The organism is Streptomyces sp. NPDC051217 (genome assembly GCF_044455465.1).
Lineage (GTDB): Bacteria > Actinomycetota > Actinomycetes > Streptomycetales > Streptomycetaceae > Streptomyces.
Window position 1 is genome coordinate 1 of sequence record NZ_JBITEV010000002.1, and the last position, 16168, is coordinate 16168.

Here is a 16168-nt window from a genome sequence, read left to right on the forward strand (position 1 = left end):
CCGAGTACGAACGCGACTTCTGGCAGAGCCAGGAACGAGCCCCGCAGTCCGCCTGAAACAAGATCACCGGACTCTACGAAACTCGGGGCAGCTCAGTTTACGGTCGCGGGCTCCGCAAGGCCGTCAACTGCGTACGGTGGTGGGGTAAGTGGGGCCAAGCCTGACATCCGCATCACCTGATCGACCGTCTCGTCCAAGGCGCTTCTCGCGGAGATCATGGTCTCGACTCCGCCAGGCAGAAGATCCAGCGGGCGATACCAGTCGCGTAGCTGCGCCTCGCCAACCTCAAGGGCGATCGGCTTGGTCGCGTGCCGTTCCAGAGTCTGCTCGAACGGAACGTCGAAGTAGAAGCAGTGGCTACGGTGCGTGTAGTCGGCGAGCAGCCCAGCCAGCATGTCACCGTAGTGGGCTGCGTACAGGATGCCTTCCAGCACAGTGTGGAAGCCGTGCTCCAGGGCGTACCGGACAGTGAGGTCGATCAAGCCGACGTTCGCGCCGCCGGGGATGTCGCGCTCGCGCAGTACGTTGCGACGCAGGGTGTCCTGAGAGACCACGGCGATGCCTCGTCCGTAGCGCTGGCGCACTCCGGCGGCAACCGAGCTCTTGCCGGAGGCGCTGTTGCCTCGCAGCACCACGAGCTGGGTCTGGTAAGTCGCTGTCACCTGCCTCACCGTACAGATCCCAGTGCCGGGACCTCGGGGGCCACGCGCCTTCCCTACGTTCTTCCGCAGGACCGGGCGAGCCCTTCGTCTGCTTGATCCATCCAGGGCTGTCGGGTGTGACTTTCAAGCGTCTGCCGCTCGCGGCCGGCAACGATCTCGCTGACGATGTACGCCACGGGCACGCCAGCCAGGTCCGTCCCCGCAGGTTCGCGCAGGACGTGAGCCACGGCGTCCTGAAGCCGCCATCACGCCGCGTCGCCCGGGGGCCGTCAACGTCCCGACGCCGCGCCCACCAAGGGATCAAAGGGCCCTGGGGTGTTGGATCCGGGGTCGGATGTCGGCGGCACTCCGCACCCTTTCGACAGGAGATCGATATGCGCATCCGCTTCGCGGCCACCGCCTGCCTGACCATGGCCATCGCATTGACCGGCGTCGGCGCCAGCGCCGCCACCAGCACGACCACCAGCCCGACCGGCGCGAAGGTGTCGGCGGATCAGAAGGAGACCCTCAACATCCCCTTCCGGACCATCGAATCGGCGAGGGTGCCGGCCCTGCGGTGTCAGAGCGGCTACTTCTGCGCCTACATCCACGCCAACTACAACGGGCAGCTTCTGAAGTCCTCAGCCGGCCGCGGCTCGCGGGTGCAGGTGGGGGGCGGCACGTCATCGGGCTCCAACAACACGGCCAACGAGTGGGTGGGGGTGAATGACCTGACCGGTGTTCCCGATGACGACATCTTCAAGTGGGCTCCCTATACGGAAGCGAACATCGGCTCAGCGGCCAACGACAAGATCAACTACTTCAGGGTGAAGTAGTCCTCGCACCGACGGGGGTACCGGATTCCCGGCACCCCCGTTCCTGACGGGAAGACAGCCGATGCCGAAATTCGCCGCCATGGGCATGGCGGCTGTGTCGCTTGTGCTGGCCATCGGATCCGCCGCCTGCGGGCAGACACCGGAGGCGGCCGTTGTCCCGGACCACTTCCGGCAGCTCGTGGACCGGCCCGCGGTGCTCGACGAGGCCGAGAACCGATTGACCGCGCGGTGCATGGACCAGGCGGGGATGACCTTTCCGCAGACGCGGGCCCCGCGCGACGACCGGCCGATGATCGGGCTGCTCAGGGGTGCGGCACCGCTTCGCGCCGAAACCGTGCGAGAACATGGCTACCCCAACAAATGGATGGCCCCTGCCCGGATTCCGGAAAAGGGTCCGGTCGAGACTTACGCCGATTCATTGCCCGCTGATATCAGAAAGCGGTTCTATCACGTGCTCCGGGGCAAAGGCGGCAATGATGTGCGGGTTGTGCTTCCAGGGAATTTCGACGCGGCCGCCTCCTCCTCGGGCTGTGTGGGCAGCGCCCGGCGGCAACTCTACGGGTCGGTGGAGAACTACCTGACCGTGTTCTACCTCCCCGAACTGGTGCAGCGGCAGGCATCCGCGGCCGACTCGGACCCCGATGTGCGCGCCGCCTACACGGCCTTCGCACAGTGCATGGCGACCAGGGGGTACGACACCGCGACGCCGGCCGACGCCGTCGCCCTGGCCACGACGTACTACCCTGACGGCCGACGCCAACGCGCCGGGACAGACGAGAAAACGCTCGCGCTCGCGGACGCGGAGTGCCAGACCACGGTGCGACTGCGCGAGCGGCGCGCCGCCGCGGTCGACCGCTTCACGCGACGCTGGCTGGCCGACAACGAAGCCGTCGTGTCGAGAACTTACCGGCTCTTGCAGGCCGCTCTTGCCGAGGCGAAGAAGCCATGAATCGCCGGCGACCAGCACACGAAACAAGCACCCAGATGAAATTGAGGCCGCCGCCACCCCGGTGCGTGCGAGGTTCGCCCACTGCGAGTCGACGTTCAAGGCCACGGAATAGCTGACAAAGCGTACTGGGTTGCACCGGTCAAGAAGCTGGAGGGGAGGCGCATACGCAGACAAGGGCTGTCCCGTAAACGATCTCCGTCTCAGGATGGTCTGGGGTCGACCGTGGAAGCTGTCGCTGGAGGACCGGGTGCTGACCGGGTGATCGACCACCTCGGGCCGAAGCTCGCCCCCCAGCCCCGCAGGCGTTCGCCCAGGACGCCCTGCTGATCATGGATGCCACCCTGGTACCCCGCGTAGGTGTCGAGCATGGGCGGATACGTGACCCACCCCTCGACGAGAACAGCGTGCCGCCGCCGTGGGAGACCATCGGCGGTGGCACGCTGCGTGCGCGGCCTCCACGACTGCGACCGCGCCCCGGTGACTGGTGCGGTTGAGCTTCGGAGGGACGGAGGCCGCGGGAGTCGGCCCGAGGGTCAGTGGCGTCCGCCGGAGGGGAGCGTGAACGATGCGGGACCGGCCGGCAGGTCAACCGTGTACTGGCGCAGGTAGGTGTCCAGGAACGGTGAGCGAGCCCCGCCGGTGGCGTGGTCGTCGGCCGGGTCGTCCAGGGCCAGTTCGATCCGCGCGTCCTTGACCTTGATCATCTCGCCGGAGGGTGTGTCACGCCATGAACCGGTCTGGATGGAGCCGATTTCCACCGCCAGGACGTGCCCGGTCGTCAGGGTCCAGTCGGTCGACTTGAGGTCGACCGTCAACTTGCCCGAGTCCAGCAGGGAGACCTGCTCGTCGAACATGACGGCGGTACCGTCCGGGGCGACGTCGTACAGCTTGACCATGACGTTGCCCTCGCCCTTGGCGGTCAGGGAGACCTGTGGGGTGCCGGTGACACGCACGGCCTGCTTGACCGGCTTGGACCACACGAAGAAGCTGGACGTGATCTCACCGGCTTTCTGGCGCTTCGCCTGTCCCTCGGCCAGGCCCTTCGGCGCGGCGGGATCGAGCGCGGGCGCGTTCTCCATGTCCCACTCGCCGGAAGGCTGTCTGCGTGGCAGCGGCGTCGTCTCGCCGGACGGGGCCAGGCCTACGCGCGCGGAGGCACCGCCGTCGTCCACATACGAGCCGTCGCCGAGCTTGACGGTGGCGGACCGTTCTACGACGGGCCACGTCTTCTGGGCACGCCAGTTGCCGGTGGAGTCCTGGACCGAGTAGTCCGGGTAGTCGGCCTTCGGCTTGATGCCCTTGAGGTACTGGTCGTAGAAGGAGAGCGTCTCGTCGTACCAGCCCTCGCGTCCCATGGCCAGGCGCCCGTCGCTGGTCTGGTCACCGCCCCGCACGTGGTCCCACTGGCCGAGCCACCCGCGCTCGGGGCCCTTGTGATTGCGGAGGTACTCCTGCATCTCCTCCGGCTTGGTGTTGTTCTCGATGAAGCCCTGCGTGACGAACAGCGGGGTGTCGGTGTGCTTGGCCATCTTGGCCAGGTCACGAGAGGTCCAGTGCTCGTCCCACTGGTCGGCTATTCGGTATCCGGCCGAGTTCTCCGTGAGGCACTCGGGATGGGTCTCCTCCCACCGGGCGTTCGCCTGGTAGTGCGCGTCGTCGTCCGCCATCTGGCCAAGGGTGGCGATGGAGTTGTAGGCGTTGGCGGTGCCGGTGACGTTCGGGCGGGGCACGCCGTTGGAGTAGATGTACTGGTACATGTCCCACACGGGCTCCTGGGCGACGACGGCCTTGAGCGCCCTCTGATCCAGGTTGTTGCCGATGAGGCCGGTGACGGCGTCGTACGACTTGCCGTACATGCCGACCGCACCGGTGGACCACGGCTGCTTCGCCGCCCAGTCGATGGCGGCCTTGACGTCGGCCTGCTCGCCCGGTCCGCCCCAGTCGAGGCAGCCGGTGGAGCCGCCGAAGCCGCGCAGGTCGACCATGACGAAGGCGTATCCCTCGTCGAACAGGTCGGTGCCCTCGATGAAGTCCTGGAAGCGGGCCGAGGGGCCGGTGTGCGTCCAGTCCTCGGTATCGGTCTGCCCCGAGTGCCCGAAGTACGGGCCGATCGACAGGATGACGGGGACCCGCTTCTTCTCGGCCAGTGCCTCGGGGAGCAGGACGTCGGCGTGCAGTTCGGTGCCGGAGCCGTCCGAGGACGGGAAGTAGCTCTGCGTCCAGACGGAGCCCTCCGGGACGCGGTCGTTCTCCGCGTGCGTGACGGGGTCGGTCGCGGTGGCGACCGCGCCCGCCCGATCCTGCGCTGCGGCGACGGGGCCGGTGAGTGTGCCGGTCAACGCGAGGGTGGCGACGAGTATTGAGGCGGCCCATGTGGCCGAGCGACGTCTTTTCACATGCGTCTCCCAGAGTTGGTGGTGCGGATAGGCGACGGTAACGGTCCCCGTACGCAGGAGAGTTGGGTCACGGGTGTGGTCGGAGTTGACGGCGAGGCAGCCTACGATCATCGGTAAATCACGTCAATGTGGCAGCGCCCCGGGCGGGTTGGCCCGGAACCTCATCCGTGCAGGTCAGGTCGGCTTGGGCCGTCAATCATGCGAGCCGGACATCGGCCAAGCGGGCCAGGCAGATGGTGCTGCGGCCTCAGTGGTGGATCAGACTGCCGACAGGGACGGTAGCTCCGTCCATGCACGGCACAGCGCGTTCAAGCGTGTTCCGTCAACCGGGGGTCTCGCTCTGTGATCACCCGTCCCGGTGATCTCGGGTATCCACCCGCAGGATGAGTGGAGACCGATGCTGCGCTGCCACAAGAGGTCAGGGCCCAGGACCGCGCAAACGGTGCTCCCGCCCGCGAACCGGGATGAAGCATCATTTGATGTATTCCTGGATGAATACGGCCATTTGTGAACTCGTGGATGTGTGTCATCCACGCCGCCCGCAAGGACAGTGGCACCGGCCGCTTCGCCCTGCACGCAGCCATCAAGAGAGGGCGCAACCTCATGTGCGGAATCACCGGATGGATCTCCTACGGCCGCGACCTGAGCCGCGAACGCGCCACTGTGGCGGCGATGACCGAGACCATGGCTTGTCGGGGGCCCGATGACGAGGGCGTGTGGCTGGACACCCATGCCGCCCTCGGCCACCGCCGGCTGGCCGTGATCGACATCGCCGGCGGCGCGCAGCCCATGGCTGTGGACAGCGACGGGCACACGCTGCTCGTCACCACCTACAGCGGCGAGATCTACAACTACCGAGAACTACGGGCCGAACTGGCCGCGCTGGGGCACTCCTTCCGCACCAGCGGTGACACCGAGGTCGCCCTGCGGGCCTACCTTCAGTGGGGCGAGGAGTTCACGCAACGGCTGAACGGCATGTACGCCTTCGGCCTGTGGGACGTGCGCCGGCAGGAACTGCTCCTGGTGCGCGACCGTATGGGCATCAAACCGCTCTACTACTTCCTGACCGGCGACGGTGTCATCTTCGGCTCCGAACCCAAGGCGATCCTGGCCCATCCGCAGGTCCCCGCCGTGGTGGAGGCCGACGGCATGGCCGAACTCCTGGCCCTGACCAAGACCCCCGGCCACGCCGTCTACCGCGGTATGCGCGAGTTGCGGCCCGGCCACACCCTGCGCGTGCGCCGTGCGGGAAGCACCGAACGCCGCTACTGGGGTCTGGAATCGTACGAGCACACCGACGACCTGCCCACAACCGTCGCGCGAGTGCGCGAACTGCTGGAGGACATCATCGACCGCCAACTGGTCGCGGATGTTCCCCTGTGCACGCTCCTGTCCGGCGGCCTGGACTCGTCGGCGATCACCGCGCTCGCGGCCAGGGCACTTACCGCAGCCGACCGCGGACCGGTGCGCTCCTTCTCCGTGGACTTCGCCGGCCAGGCGGAAAGCTTCCAGCCCGACGACCTGCGACCCACCCGGGACCAGCCATACGCCCACGAACTGGCTGCGCACGTCGGCGCCGACCATCGGGACATCACTCTGGACACCGCCCAACTGCTGGACCTGGCCAACCGGGAGCGCGTACTGACCGCGCGTGATCTCCCCTTCGGCTTCGGCGACACGGACACCTCGCTGTATCTGCTGTTCAAGGCCGTGCGTGAGCAGTCGACGGTGGCACTGTCCGGCGAGTGCTCCGACGAGGTCTTCGGCGGCTATCCCTGGTTCCACGACGAGAAGGCCGTCCACGCCGACACCTTCCCCTGGCTGTACGCCCTGGGCCACGCCCTCAACCAGCGCGAGAGCCTGCTCGCGCCGTCCCTGCTCCGGACGATCGACCTTCCCGGGTACACCGAGGCCCGCTACCGCGAAGCACTGGCCCTGGTACCCGCTCTGCGAGGCGAGACCGGCCTGGAGCGGCGGATGCGGGAGGTCAGCCATCTGCACCTGACCCGCTGTCTACAGATCGCCCTGGACCGCAAGGACCGCGCCAGCATGGCCACCGGACTGGAGGTCCGCGTCCCCTTCTGCGACCACCGACTCGTCCAGTACGTCTTCAACACGCCCTGGTCCATGAAGAGCTTCGACGGCCGCGAGAAGTCATTGCTGCGCGCGGCCGCCGGTGACATCCTGCCCGCCTCCATCACCCACCGCGTCAAGAGTCCGTACCCCTCCACGCAGGACCCCCGCTACACCGACTCCCTGCGCCAGGAGATGAAGGAACTGCTCGCCGACCCGGGAGCCCCCGTCCGCCCCCTGCTCGACCTGCCCGCCGCCCAGCGGCTGACCGCCCACGCACCCGGATCCGAGCTGCGCAACGGCAGCGAACTCGTCCTGGCCCTCAACGCCTGGCTCGGCGCTTACCGGATCACACTGGAATTCTGACAGGCAGTCAAGGTACGCGGTTACTGCTCAGCCCCGCCGACACCGTCGCGGACAGCACGGTCGAGGGGGCACACAGAAGGGCACAGGCCGCCGGTCCACCTCGGCCTCCCCAACCCCGATCCCGGGGCCGGCGGTCGAGCACCGTCTCCGCCGGGCGCTACATCAGCTTCCGCAGGGTGAGGTTGTTGATCAGGGGGCCCTCGATCGTGAGCCCCTCGGTGATGAGGGACTCGACGCCGGGTGGGAGCGGGGAGGGATTGGCTACTGCCTGGGCCGGGGCGGCGTACGCGGCCAGAGCGACCGTTGAAAGCACGAGGGCGGCGAAGCGATGACGCATCGCTGGCTCCTTTCAGGGGGCGAAGTGGATCACGGTGATCAACGCCGGACCTGCTCATCGGTCACTGATCGCCCCACCTCCGGCCGAACTCCGGCTCCCTGCCACCGTGCACGACAGGGAGCCGGGCCTCGGAGCGGCGTCACCGTTCTGCGAAAACCATGTGAGGCGTCCTCCATGCACTGGCACGGTGGCCCCTTGTGCGGCTACTTCAGCTCCGAGCCGTGGATCTGGACGGTGACGTCGGCCTTCGCCGTGTTCAATGCCGTCAACACATGGGGGGCTGGCTGGCCGCGGTGCGTCAGCGCTTGGACCTGGTGCGCTGGGCGGGCGCGGGCACTATCCGTACGAGCGTTCGTACCGCCGTGTCGATCAGGTCGTCGGAGGGCGCGTCGGTCCCGTGCGTCAGGAGTCGTGCGAGGGTGCGCACCACAGCGGGGGTGGCCATGACGTGGCGGTTGAGGAGAGGTCGATAGCCGTAACGGGCGAACACAAGGTCCGCAACGGTGTTGCCGAGCCGGTAGTAGCGCCCCCAGCGGCGGTTCACCTCTCGCTGGTACTGGTGCAGAGCCTGCTCACGCCGTGTGCCGCTGGGACGGTGCAGAGCGAGCGCGACAGTTTCGGCGGCGACTTCCCCGGCTTCCATCGCCTGAACGATGCCCTCGCCGCTCCACGGGCTGATCATGCCCGCGCTGTCGCCGATGAGGAGCAGGCCTCGGTGGTACTGCGGCCTGCGATTGAAGCCCATGGGCAGGGCGGCACTGCGCAGTGGGGAGTCTGCGTTCTCCTCCCGGAGCCCCCAGTCCGGAGGCAGGCGGGCCAGCCACTCGTCCATGGTGGCCCGCAGATCGACCGCTCCGTGCCGCCGGTGGGGCAGGGCGCCCAGGCCCACATTGACGCGGCCGTCACCGAGGGGAAAGATCCATCCGTATCCGGGCAGGTCGCGGCCGGTGCGGGAGCAGAGCAGATCGGCCCAGAGCTCCAGATACGGGTCATGTGTGCGGACACTGCTCCGGTAGTAACGGCGAGCGGCGGTGGCGAGCGGTCTGCTTCGATCGCGTTCCAGCCCCATGGCCAGGGCTGTTCGCGCCGACGCTCCGTCAGCGGCGATCACCACGGGGGCGTGGTACGTCTGTGGCTGCTTGTCAGCTCCGGTGGTCGCGCACACGCCGACGATGCGCCCGCCGCGGTCGGTCAGAGGGCCTGTCGCTTTCGTATCCAGACGCAGCCGGGCTCCGGCGGATACCGCCTGGCGGGCCAGGATGTCGTCGAAGTCGTGACGACTGCGGGTGAGGCCGAAGTCCGGCTGACTTCCCGAGCGCGGCCAGTCGATATGCACCTCACGTCCGTCGCATATCCAGCGCATTCCCTTGGTGCGCAGCCAGCCCGGGGCATCGATGTCGACACCCATTCTGACCAGTTGATGTACGGCTCGTGGGGTAAGGCCGTCACCGCACACCTTGTCCCGGGGGAACGTTCCCTTTTCCAGCAGCAATACGTCCAAGCCCGCCCGTGCCAGGTAGAGGGCCGCGGTCGAACCCGCCGGGCCCGCGCCCACCACGATTACCTGCGCCTGGTGATCGCCGGCGTCCGCGAATTCCTGTGATCGCCCTGTAGGCGGCACGTGCGGCCTCCTCAACCGGTAGGTAGCCGATGACGCTCCTGCTCCACGCGCCAGCGCTGCGCGCTTCCGTGAGTCCGCTCACGTTCGCGTGAGACAACTACCCAGTACGGTGCCGAGGCAGACCCTCGTCATGCATCCGGCAATCCAGGTCCCCAACGGCGCACCCGGGCGGGGCGGCGACATTCGGGATCGGCCCGCGAGCCAGAACTCAGTGGGTTACGAGCGGGGCAGGAGGGTGGCGGTTTCGAGGAAGAAGGCGTCGATCCCCTGCACGGCCTCGATGAACTCCGTCAGGTTGATGGGCTTGGCCACGTACGCGTTGGCGTGCTGCCGGTACGCGCCCGCGATGTCGTCCGGGGCTGCTGAGGTGGTGAGGACGACGACAGGGATGCTGCCCAGGTCTTGGTCCTTCTTGAGTGCCGCGAGCAGTTCCCTGCCGTTCATCCGAGGCATGTTCAGATCGAGAATGATCAGGTCGGGGCGCTCGTTGGCGGTATCGCGCAGGTATTCGAGGGCCGCGAGGCCGTCGGGGACCTGGGCGATGCTGCGTGCCATGCCGCGTTCGACGAGTGCGTCCTCGATCAGCAGGGCGTCCGCCGGATCGTCCTCGACCAGAAGCACGTTGTAGGGCCGGTCGGCGCTGAAGGCATTCACGGTGGGACTCCTGTGCTCGGTGTTGGGCAGTGGGCGTGAGGCGGGCCGGGCGGTGAAGACGAGTCCGGGCCAGCGCTGTCGCGCGCCTTGCCGGCTGATTCCCCACGCCGCGCCGAGCTGGGGGTAGTTGGCGCCTGCCCGGGCCGCCGCGGCGGCCTCCTGCTGGGCACACCGGGTCACCGCCCGGCTGAGGTGGGCCAGGGCACGCAGATGATCCAGCGGATTACCGGCAGTCGGTTCGGCGCCCGTCTGCTCCGTCGACGCGTCCCGGAGGTCCGCTGAAGGGGAGTCCGGGAGTTGGCCGACCATACGGCGTACCAGTTCGTTCACCGCCTTCTCCGCCAGTTCGGTCAGTTCCCGCTCCTCGGCGGAGGTGGTGACATCGGTGACCATGGGGCGCACTCTAGGGCCGCCAACCACCCGCGACAACTGTTGTTGTCAGGCAACGGTACACTCCGCTGACTCGGAGACTCTCCGAGCCCGTGGGGCAAGCGAGGAGAGCGCGTCGTGAGCAACGAGGACAACGAGGACAACGAGGACTTGGACAGATCCGGACACCCCGGCAGTAGCGTGGCCGCTCGGCTCCCCCGGTGGACCACTCGCCAGTGGGTGGCGGCGGGCACCGCCGTGGCACTGGTACTGCTGCTCGCACTCGTCCTGTGCGGGTCGTGGATCTTCGCGCGCTCCACGTCGATCAACAACCAGCTCGTCGACCGCTCTTCGCCGGCCCTGATCGCCTCGGTCCGGCTGGAGGGTGCGCTGGTCGATCAGGAGACCGGCATTCGCGGCTTCGGTATGACCGCCCGTCAGGAATTCCTGAAGCCTTACCGCGACGGCCTGGGCCGCCAAGAGGCCGCCGAACGGCAGTTGCGGGAGTTGATCGCCGGGGACGGCGAGAGCCTGCGGGACCTCGACAAGGTGCGGAGCCTCGCGGAGCGCTGGCAGTCCCGGGTGGCCGAGCCGATCGCCGCATCCGCCGCCCCCACCGCGCTGGCGCAACAGCGCGCGGAGGAGGGGAAAACGCTCTTCGACCCGCTCCGCACCGCGTTGACCGACCAACAGCGGCATCTGAACGAGGAGCGTGCCTCCGCACGTGCGGACCTGCTGGACGCCCGCGCCCTGCGGAACTGGACCTTCGCGGCCATCGCCCTGGTGATCCTGGCCCTGGCGGGCTCCGTCGTCGTCGCCCTGCGCCGCGGAGTCACCAACCACCTGGACCGGCTCTCCGCCGACGTACGCACCGTGGCCGCGGGCGACTTCGACCACCCGGTCACCGGGTCGGGCCCCGCAGACCTGCGGCTGCTCGCTGCGGACATCGAGGCCATGCGCGCGCGGCTCGCGGCCGAACTGCGCCACCGCGACACCGCCTCCGCCGAACTCGCCGCCCAAGCGGAGGAGTTGAGCCGCTCCAACGCCGAACTGGAACAGTTCGCGTACGTCGCCTCCCACGACCTCCAGGAACCCTTGCGCAAGGTCGCCAGCTTCTGCCAGCTCCTGGAACGCCGCTACTCCGCGCAACTCGACGACCGGGCACGGCAGTACATCGACTTCGCCGTGGACGGCGCCAACCGCATGCAGGGACTGATCAACGACCTGCTGGCGTTCTCCCGCGTCGGCCGGCTCCTCGCCGACCATGGCACGGTCGACCTCGAAGACGTCTACGACCGCACCCTCTACACACTCAGCGAGAGCATCGAGGAATCGGGCGCCCTCATCACCCACGACCCGCTGCCCGCCGTCGAGGGCGACCGCACCCAACTCGGCATGCTGTTCCAGAACCTGCTCACCAACGCCATCAAGTTCCGAGATCCCGACCGCACTCCGCACATCCACATCTCCGCCCGGCAGACCGACGGGAACCGGGAGTTCGCCGTCGAGGACAACGGCATCGGCATCGCGCCCGAGTTCGCCGACCGCGTCTTCGTCGTCTTCCAGCGCCTGCACACGCGCGAGCAGTACTCGGGAAACGGCATCGGCCTGGCGCTGTGCAAGAAGATCGTCGAATACCACGGCGGCACCATTTCTCTCGACCCCCACCACACCCCGGGCGCACGTTTCGTCTTCACCCTCCCGAAGAGTTCGTAGGACCGCGCGTCACAGACTCGGGGAACGTGGATCCTCCGGAGCCGCCGGTGGCCCTGACGCCGCCGTCAGGGCCGTCTTCACCGGCGCTTGCCCAGCCTGCGCAATGCCGCCAGGAACTCGGCGTTGGTCACTCCTTTGACCATGTACTCACTCACGCCGGCACGCCGCATCTGCTCCACGGAGCTGCTGTCGTCGTACGCGGAGAAGGCCAGCATCCGGGTGTCCGGCGAGGTTCGTAGCGTCTCCTGAGCGACGAGGTGACCGCCGCCGGGGAAGCGGACGTCGACGACCACGAGGTCCGGTTTGTGCCGGCGAACGAGCCGAAGTGCCTCTTCGGCGTCCGACGCCGTGCCAAGGACTTCCAGATCGGGCTGTGCCCGCACCACCTCGCGCAGGGCGTCGAGGAGAATCTCGTTGTCGTCGCAGAGAATCACGGTCAACGGCGGGTCGGCGGGCTCCTGCGGCGCCCCGGTGGTCATCGCGGTTCGTCTGTCGGTGCTGCGGCCGGCTCCAGGCCCGGCACCCAGAATTCGACTGTTGTCCCCTCTCCGGGCCTGCTGTGCATGGACCACCATCCTCCCGCCGTCTCGGCTCTCTCCCGCATCTCGATGATGCCGAAATGGTCGTGCACGGCGTTCGAAGACATCGGTTCGCCGATGCCGTCGTCCACGACGCGGGTCAGGATCCCCCGGTCCACCGACTTGACCTGGAGCAGGATCGAACTCCCCCGGGCGTGCTTGCGCACGTTCAGCAGTGCCTCCTGAGCGATGCGGAAGATGGTGATGGCCGTCTCGGGGGTGGGCTCACGATCCAGCCGGTGTTCGAAGGAGGATGCCAACCCCCAGGCTCCCGCCACGTCATCCAGGTGGTTGGAGAGCGCCTCGATGAGGCCGTGGCGGTCGATTCCTGGCGGATGCAGTCGGAAGGTGAGATTGCGCAGGCGGCTGATCGCCTCACGTACCGACGTGTCGAGGCGAGCCAGTTCGGCGGCACTCTCATCGGGCAACCGCTCGGCCAGTAGTTGCAGACGCATTCCCACCGCGACCATCGTCTGGATCGAGTCGTCGTGGACGTCCCACGCGATACGGCGCCGTTCCGTCTCCTGGGCCTGAACCAGGTGGTCGAACAGGCGGCGCCGCTCGCTCAGCGCCTGCTGCGCGGCCCGTCGTTCGGACATGTCGCGGGTGACCTTGCCGAAACCTCGGAGCACGCCCTTGTCGTCCCACAGTGCGGTGATGACGACGTTCGCCCAGAACCGGGAGCCGTCTTTGCGGATCCGCCAGCCCTCGTCCTCCAGCCTGCCTTCGACGACAGCTGTCTCCAGCTCCCACTGGGGCTTGCCCGCCGACTTGTCCTCGGTGGGATAGAAGGTCGAGAAGTGCCGCCCTACGATCTCGTCGGCCCGGTAGCCCTTGATCCGTTCCGCGCCCGCGTTCCAGCTGATCACGTACCCCTGCGGGTCGAGCATGAAGATCCCGTAGTCCAGCACCCCTTGGACGAGGAGCGTGAACGCCGTCTCGGAGAGCGGGGCAGCCTGCTTCCGCACCGCATTGTCCGGTTGCGGCTTCGGCGTCACTTGAGCAGCCCCTCGCGTCGCGCGATCGTCACGGCCTCCAGCTGGGAACGCGCTCCGAGCTTTTTCAGCACGCGCTGGATGTGGTTGCGCACCGTGTTGAGGGCGACCCCCAGCCGGTCGCTGATGTCCGCGGTGCTGCGGCCCTCCGCCAGCAGGTTCAGAGTCTCCCGCTCGCGCGAAGTCAGTGTGGAGCCGACTCCGGGCACCCGGCCGCTCAGCCGCCCCAGCACGTCGCCGAGCACTTCCTGGCTGTACACCACTTCCCCTGCCGCCACGCGGTGCACAGCGTCCTCCAGCTCACTCAGGCCGCTCGCCTTCAGGATCAGCCCCGCTCCGCCCTCCTCCGCCACCCGCGCAGCCACGGACGCGGAGCCCTCGCCGGCCAGAATGAGAACCCGTGCGGCCGGTACGACCGCTTTCAGATCGACGATGGCGGAGACACCGTCACCGTCCGGCAGCCGCCGGTCCATCAGTACGACGTCCGGCTCGTACCGGCCGGCGTCCGCCAGTGCCGACGCCACCGACGCCGAACGTCCCACGATCTCCAGATCGGGCGAGCGTTCCAGCGCGAGGCATATCGCCTCGGCCACCATGTCGTGGTCCTCGACCAGCAGCACCCGGACAGGGCCGCTGCGCGGTGGTGGTGAAGTCATCGGAGCATCCTCGGTCGTGTCGGCCCGCACGATCATGTCAGAGGGGGCCTCGCGGGCCCGGTGGGCAGTGGCCGCCCCGCCTCGGCGGGGGCCCGGCGGCGCCGTGCCTGCCGGACTCGCTCGTCGGTCAGGATGTCGTCGGCCCCGACAAGAGTCAGCAACCGGGCGAGCTGCGGCCCGATGCCTTCCACGACAAGAGCGGCACCGGCTTCCAGGACGGAGATCCGTGCGGCCAACAGGGCGTTGAGCCCGGCGCAGTCGCAGAAACCGACGCTCGTGAGATCAAGGCACAGGCTCTTCGGCCGCTTCGCCAGACACGCGGCGACCGCCTCCCGGACGTGGGGAGCGGTGTCCAGGTCGAGTTCCCCGACGAGGGTCACCCGCGCCACGCCCGTACGAACGGCGATGCGTGATTCAAACGCGTGCGCGGTCACGGCTGACCGCACCCCCTTCTGCTCCAGTGCCACACACAACCGCGCCACGGATTCCAGTGAGGCCCCTCAGCCGAGGGGCGCCTCGTCGTCAGCTGCCGCATCTTTACCCCGGAGTAGTACATGGACACCAGCAAAATACTAGTGAATCTGCACTAGTTGCCGAAGTCAATGTGCACTAATCCAGGAGGACGCACCAACAGGGCCGGAGGGGATGTGGAATCAGCCGATGTCCATGTGCAGGCGCAGCGTGAGGGCGGTGCCGGCAGCCCTGGTCTCCACCAGGTCGCACAGCTGATGGATCATCCACAGGCCCCGGCCGCCGTCGGCCGACGCGGGGTGCGGGCGGCGCCGCCCGGCGAGGGGGTCCAGGAGCCGACCGTTGTCCCGGATCTCGGCGACGACGGTCCGGCCCTCCACGGTCCAGATCCGCAGAGTGCCTCTGCCGCCGCCGTGCGCGACGGAGTTGGCGATCGCCTCGCCGACCGCCAGCACGAGATCTCCCCGGCGCGCGGCGCTGAGCAAGGTGCCCCGGACCCGGGTCTCGGTGTACTTCCGGGCGTGGGCGATCTGCCCCGCGCCGAAGACGAGGGCGGGCACGGTGACAGCGGGCTCCGGCAACGGCCGGTCGCACTGGGCGTTGACGGACAGCGGATCGGTGTAGGTGTCGCTGGCGCGGGCGCCTCCGTCCGCGACCAGCGAAGGGTGCGTACGGCGGGCCTGGTCCAGTACGGCGGGAGGCAGTGCACCGACGTCGTACAGACAGAGGAACGTGGCGGCGGAGGCCGCGAAAGCCATGTTCGTCAGGGCCTCGTGGCGTGTGACCTCCAGGATCTCCGCCGGCGAACGACCTGGCCACAACGGCTCCTGGACCACGCGAATGGGCCGCCCCGGCCGCTCTTCGGCGAAACTCAGCAAGGCAGCGAGAATCCGCCCCGGATTGCGGCCCAGGTCCTCCATGTCCACCATGCGTTCGGGAGCGAGATCCTGTCCGAAGCTCTGGCGCAGGGCGCCCCGGCGCGTTCCGGGCACGGCGACGAACACCGGCTCGTCCTCCTTGACCGCGGCCCGGACGAAGCCGCTCACCGCCGACACGTACTCCTCGGGGCCCCGGTAAAGGAGAGCGGAGTGGGCGAACTTGGCAGGCGGCACCGAGATCTCGCTCCCGGTCATGCCGCGCCCTCCGCCACCTGGTGCTCCTCAAGTCCTTGACGGGCCCCTCACGTCAGGAGCCGAGGGCCGGGAGAATCATAGTCCCGCCCCGTTCGACCCCGGTGCGCGTCAGATCCGTCTGCGCAAGACGCCGGCCTCGTCGCCGTTCCCGTCCGCCGTCCCCAGCAGATTTCCAGCGTTCTCGCGCATGGGCCGCGAGAGCCGGGGCACCCGACGTGGCGGCATTGGCGCTGACGGATTCGATGGGATGCTGAGAATCCCATGGCCCGCAGGATCGAGCAGGCGGGCCCGACTCCCCACCCATTGCAGAGACCTGGTCCTGACTGGTCCCGGCCCGACACGGGCCGGGACCAGTCAGGACCGGAAGACGACAGGAC

At 68.2% G+C, this 16168-nt stretch carries 14 protein-coding genes; 4 read left to right on the plus strand and 10 right to left on the minus strand.

Annotated elements, in window-relative coordinates; all coding sequences use genetic code 11:
* Positions 1-92: 92 nt before the first annotated feature.
* A complete protein-coding gene (locus ACIBBB_RS05005) occupies positions 93-662 on the minus strand; it encodes an AAA family ATPase (RefSeq protein WP_398978856.1) in 570 nt (189 codons plus the stop codon).
* Positions 663-1036: 374 nt separating this feature from the next.
* Between ACIBBB_RS05005 and ACIBBB_RS05010 the strand changes: the two genes are divergently transcribed.
* Both ACIBBB_RS05010 and ACIBBB_RS05015 read left to right on the plus strand, forming a co-directional pair.
* A complete protein-coding gene (locus tag ACIBBB_RS05010) occupies positions 1037-1477 on the plus strand; it encodes a peptidase inhibitor family I36 protein (protein ID WP_398978858.1) in 441 nt (146 codons plus the stop codon).
* Positions 1478-1538: 61 nt separating this feature from the next.
* Positions 1539-2426, plus strand: coding sequence for a hypothetical protein (locus tag ACIBBB_RS05015; protein ID WP_398978860.1), 888 nt, complete (start codon positions 1539-1541; stop codon positions 2424-2426).
* A gap of 533 nt (positions 2427-2959) precedes the next feature.
* On the opposite strand, the gene ACIBBB_RS05020 is transcribed toward ACIBBB_RS05015, so the two are convergent.
* Positions 2960-4822, minus strand: coding sequence for a CocE/NonD family hydrolase (locus ACIBBB_RS05020; RefSeq protein WP_398980017.1), 1863 nt, complete (start codon positions 4820-4822; stop codon positions 2960-2962).
* A gap of 603 nt (positions 4823-5425) precedes the next feature.
* Here ACIBBB_RS05020 and asnB point away from each other — a divergent pair.
* The gene (gene asnB / locus ACIBBB_RS05025; RefSeq protein WP_398980019.1) at positions 5426-7261 is read left to right on the plus strand and encodes an asparagine synthase (glutamine-hydrolyzing); all 1836 of its coding nucleotides are present in this window, start codon (positions 5426-5428) and stop codon (positions 7259-7261) included.
* A 157-nt stretch (positions 7262-7418) separates the two neighbouring features.
* Here the strand turns inward: asnB and ACIBBB_RS05030 are convergent, their stop codons facing one another.
* The 3 genes from ACIBBB_RS05030 to ACIBBB_RS05040 form a co-directional block, all read right to left on the minus strand.
* A complete protein-coding gene (locus ACIBBB_RS05030; protein WP_398978862.1) occupies positions 7419-7598 on the minus strand; it encodes a hypothetical protein in 180 nt (59 codons plus the stop codon).
* Between the two features lie 298 nt (positions 7599-7896).
* On the minus strand, positions 7897-9219 hold the full coding sequence (locus ACIBBB_RS05035) for a geranylgeranyl reductase family protein (protein WP_398978864.1): 1323 nt from the start codon (positions 9217-9219) through the stop codon (positions 7897-7899).
* Between the two features lie 216 nt (positions 9220-9435).
* Positions 9436-10266 (minus strand): response regulator, encoded by an 831-nt coding sequence (locus ACIBBB_RS05040; RefSeq protein WP_398978866.1) that lies wholly within the window; start codon positions 10264-10266, stop codon positions 9436-9438.
* Between the two features lie 114 nt (positions 10267-10380).
* Between ACIBBB_RS05040 and ACIBBB_RS05045 the strand changes: the two genes are divergently transcribed.
* On the plus strand, positions 10381-11958 hold the full coding sequence (locus ACIBBB_RS05045) for an ATP-binding protein (protein ID WP_398978868.1): 1578 nt from the start codon (positions 10381-10383) through the stop codon (positions 11956-11958).
* A 77-nt stretch (positions 11959-12035) separates the two neighbouring features.
* Here the strand turns inward: ACIBBB_RS05045 and ACIBBB_RS05050 are convergent, their stop codons facing one another.
* The 5 genes from ACIBBB_RS05050 to ACIBBB_RS05070 all read right to left on the minus strand — a co-directional run bounded on the left by ACIBBB_RS05050 (position 12036) and on the right by ACIBBB_RS05070 (position 15791).
* Positions 12036-12437 carry a response regulator transcription factor gene (locus ACIBBB_RS05050; RefSeq protein ID WP_398978870.1) on the minus strand — a complete coding sequence of 134 codons (402 nt, stop codon included), beginning with the start codon at positions 12435-12437 and terminating at the stop codon, positions 12036-12038.
* Positions 12434-13504, minus strand: coding sequence for a PAS domain-containing sensor histidine kinase (locus ACIBBB_RS05055; protein WP_398978872.1), 1071 nt, complete (start codon positions 13502-13504; stop codon positions 12434-12436). Before ACIBBB_RS05055 ends, ACIBBB_RS05050 begins: the two co-directional genes overlap by 4 nt.
* Before the next feature lie 26 nt (positions 13505-13530).
* On the minus strand, positions 13531-14187 hold the full coding sequence (locus ACIBBB_RS05060) for a LuxR C-terminal-related transcriptional regulator (protein ID WP_398978874.1): 657 nt from the start codon (positions 14185-14187) through the stop codon (positions 13531-13533).
* A gap of 32 nt (positions 14188-14219) precedes the next feature.
* A complete protein-coding gene (locus ACIBBB_RS05065) occupies positions 14220-14621 on the minus strand; it encodes an STAS domain-containing protein (RefSeq protein WP_398978876.1) in 402 nt (133 codons plus the stop codon).
* A 219-nt stretch (positions 14622-14840) separates the two neighbouring features.
* Positions 14841-15791, minus strand: coding sequence for an anti-sigma factor RsbA family regulatory protein (locus tag ACIBBB_RS05070; RefSeq protein ID WP_398978877.1), 951 nt, complete (start codon positions 15789-15791; stop codon positions 14841-14843).
* Positions 15792-16168: the final 377 nt, after the last annotated feature.

Coding starts and splice junctions, on each gene's coding strand:
- ACIBBB_RS05010 (WP_398978858.1), top strand. CDS start 1,037: ATGCGCATCCGCTTCGCGGCCACCGCCTGCCTGACCATGGCCATCGCA.
- ACIBBB_RS05030 (WP_398978862.1), bottom strand. CDS start 7,598: ATGCGTCATCGCTTCGCCGCCCTCGTGCTTTCAACGGTCGCTCTGGCC.
- ACIBBB_RS05070 (WP_398978877.1), bottom strand. CDS start 15,791: ATGACCGGGAGCGAGATCTCGGTGCCGCCTGCCAAGTTCGCCCACTCC.
- asnB (WP_398980019.1), top strand. CDS start 5,426: ATGTGCGGAATCACCGGATGGATCTCCTACGGCCGCGACCTGAGCCGC.
- ACIBBB_RS05015 (WP_398978860.1), top strand. CDS start 1,539: ATGCCGAAATTCGCCGCCATGGGCATGGCGGCTGTGTCGCTTGTGCTG.
- ACIBBB_RS05040 (WP_398978866.1), bottom strand. CDS start 10,266: ATGGTCACCGATGTCACCACCTCCGCCGAGGAGCGGGAACTGACCGAA.
- ACIBBB_RS05060 (WP_398978874.1), bottom strand. CDS start 14,187: ATGACTTCACCACCACCGCGCAGCGGCCCTGTCCGGGTGCTGCTGGTC.
- ACIBBB_RS05050 (WP_398978870.1), bottom strand. CDS start 12,437: ATGACCACCGGGGCGCCGCAGGAGCCCGCCGACCCGCCGTTGACCGTG.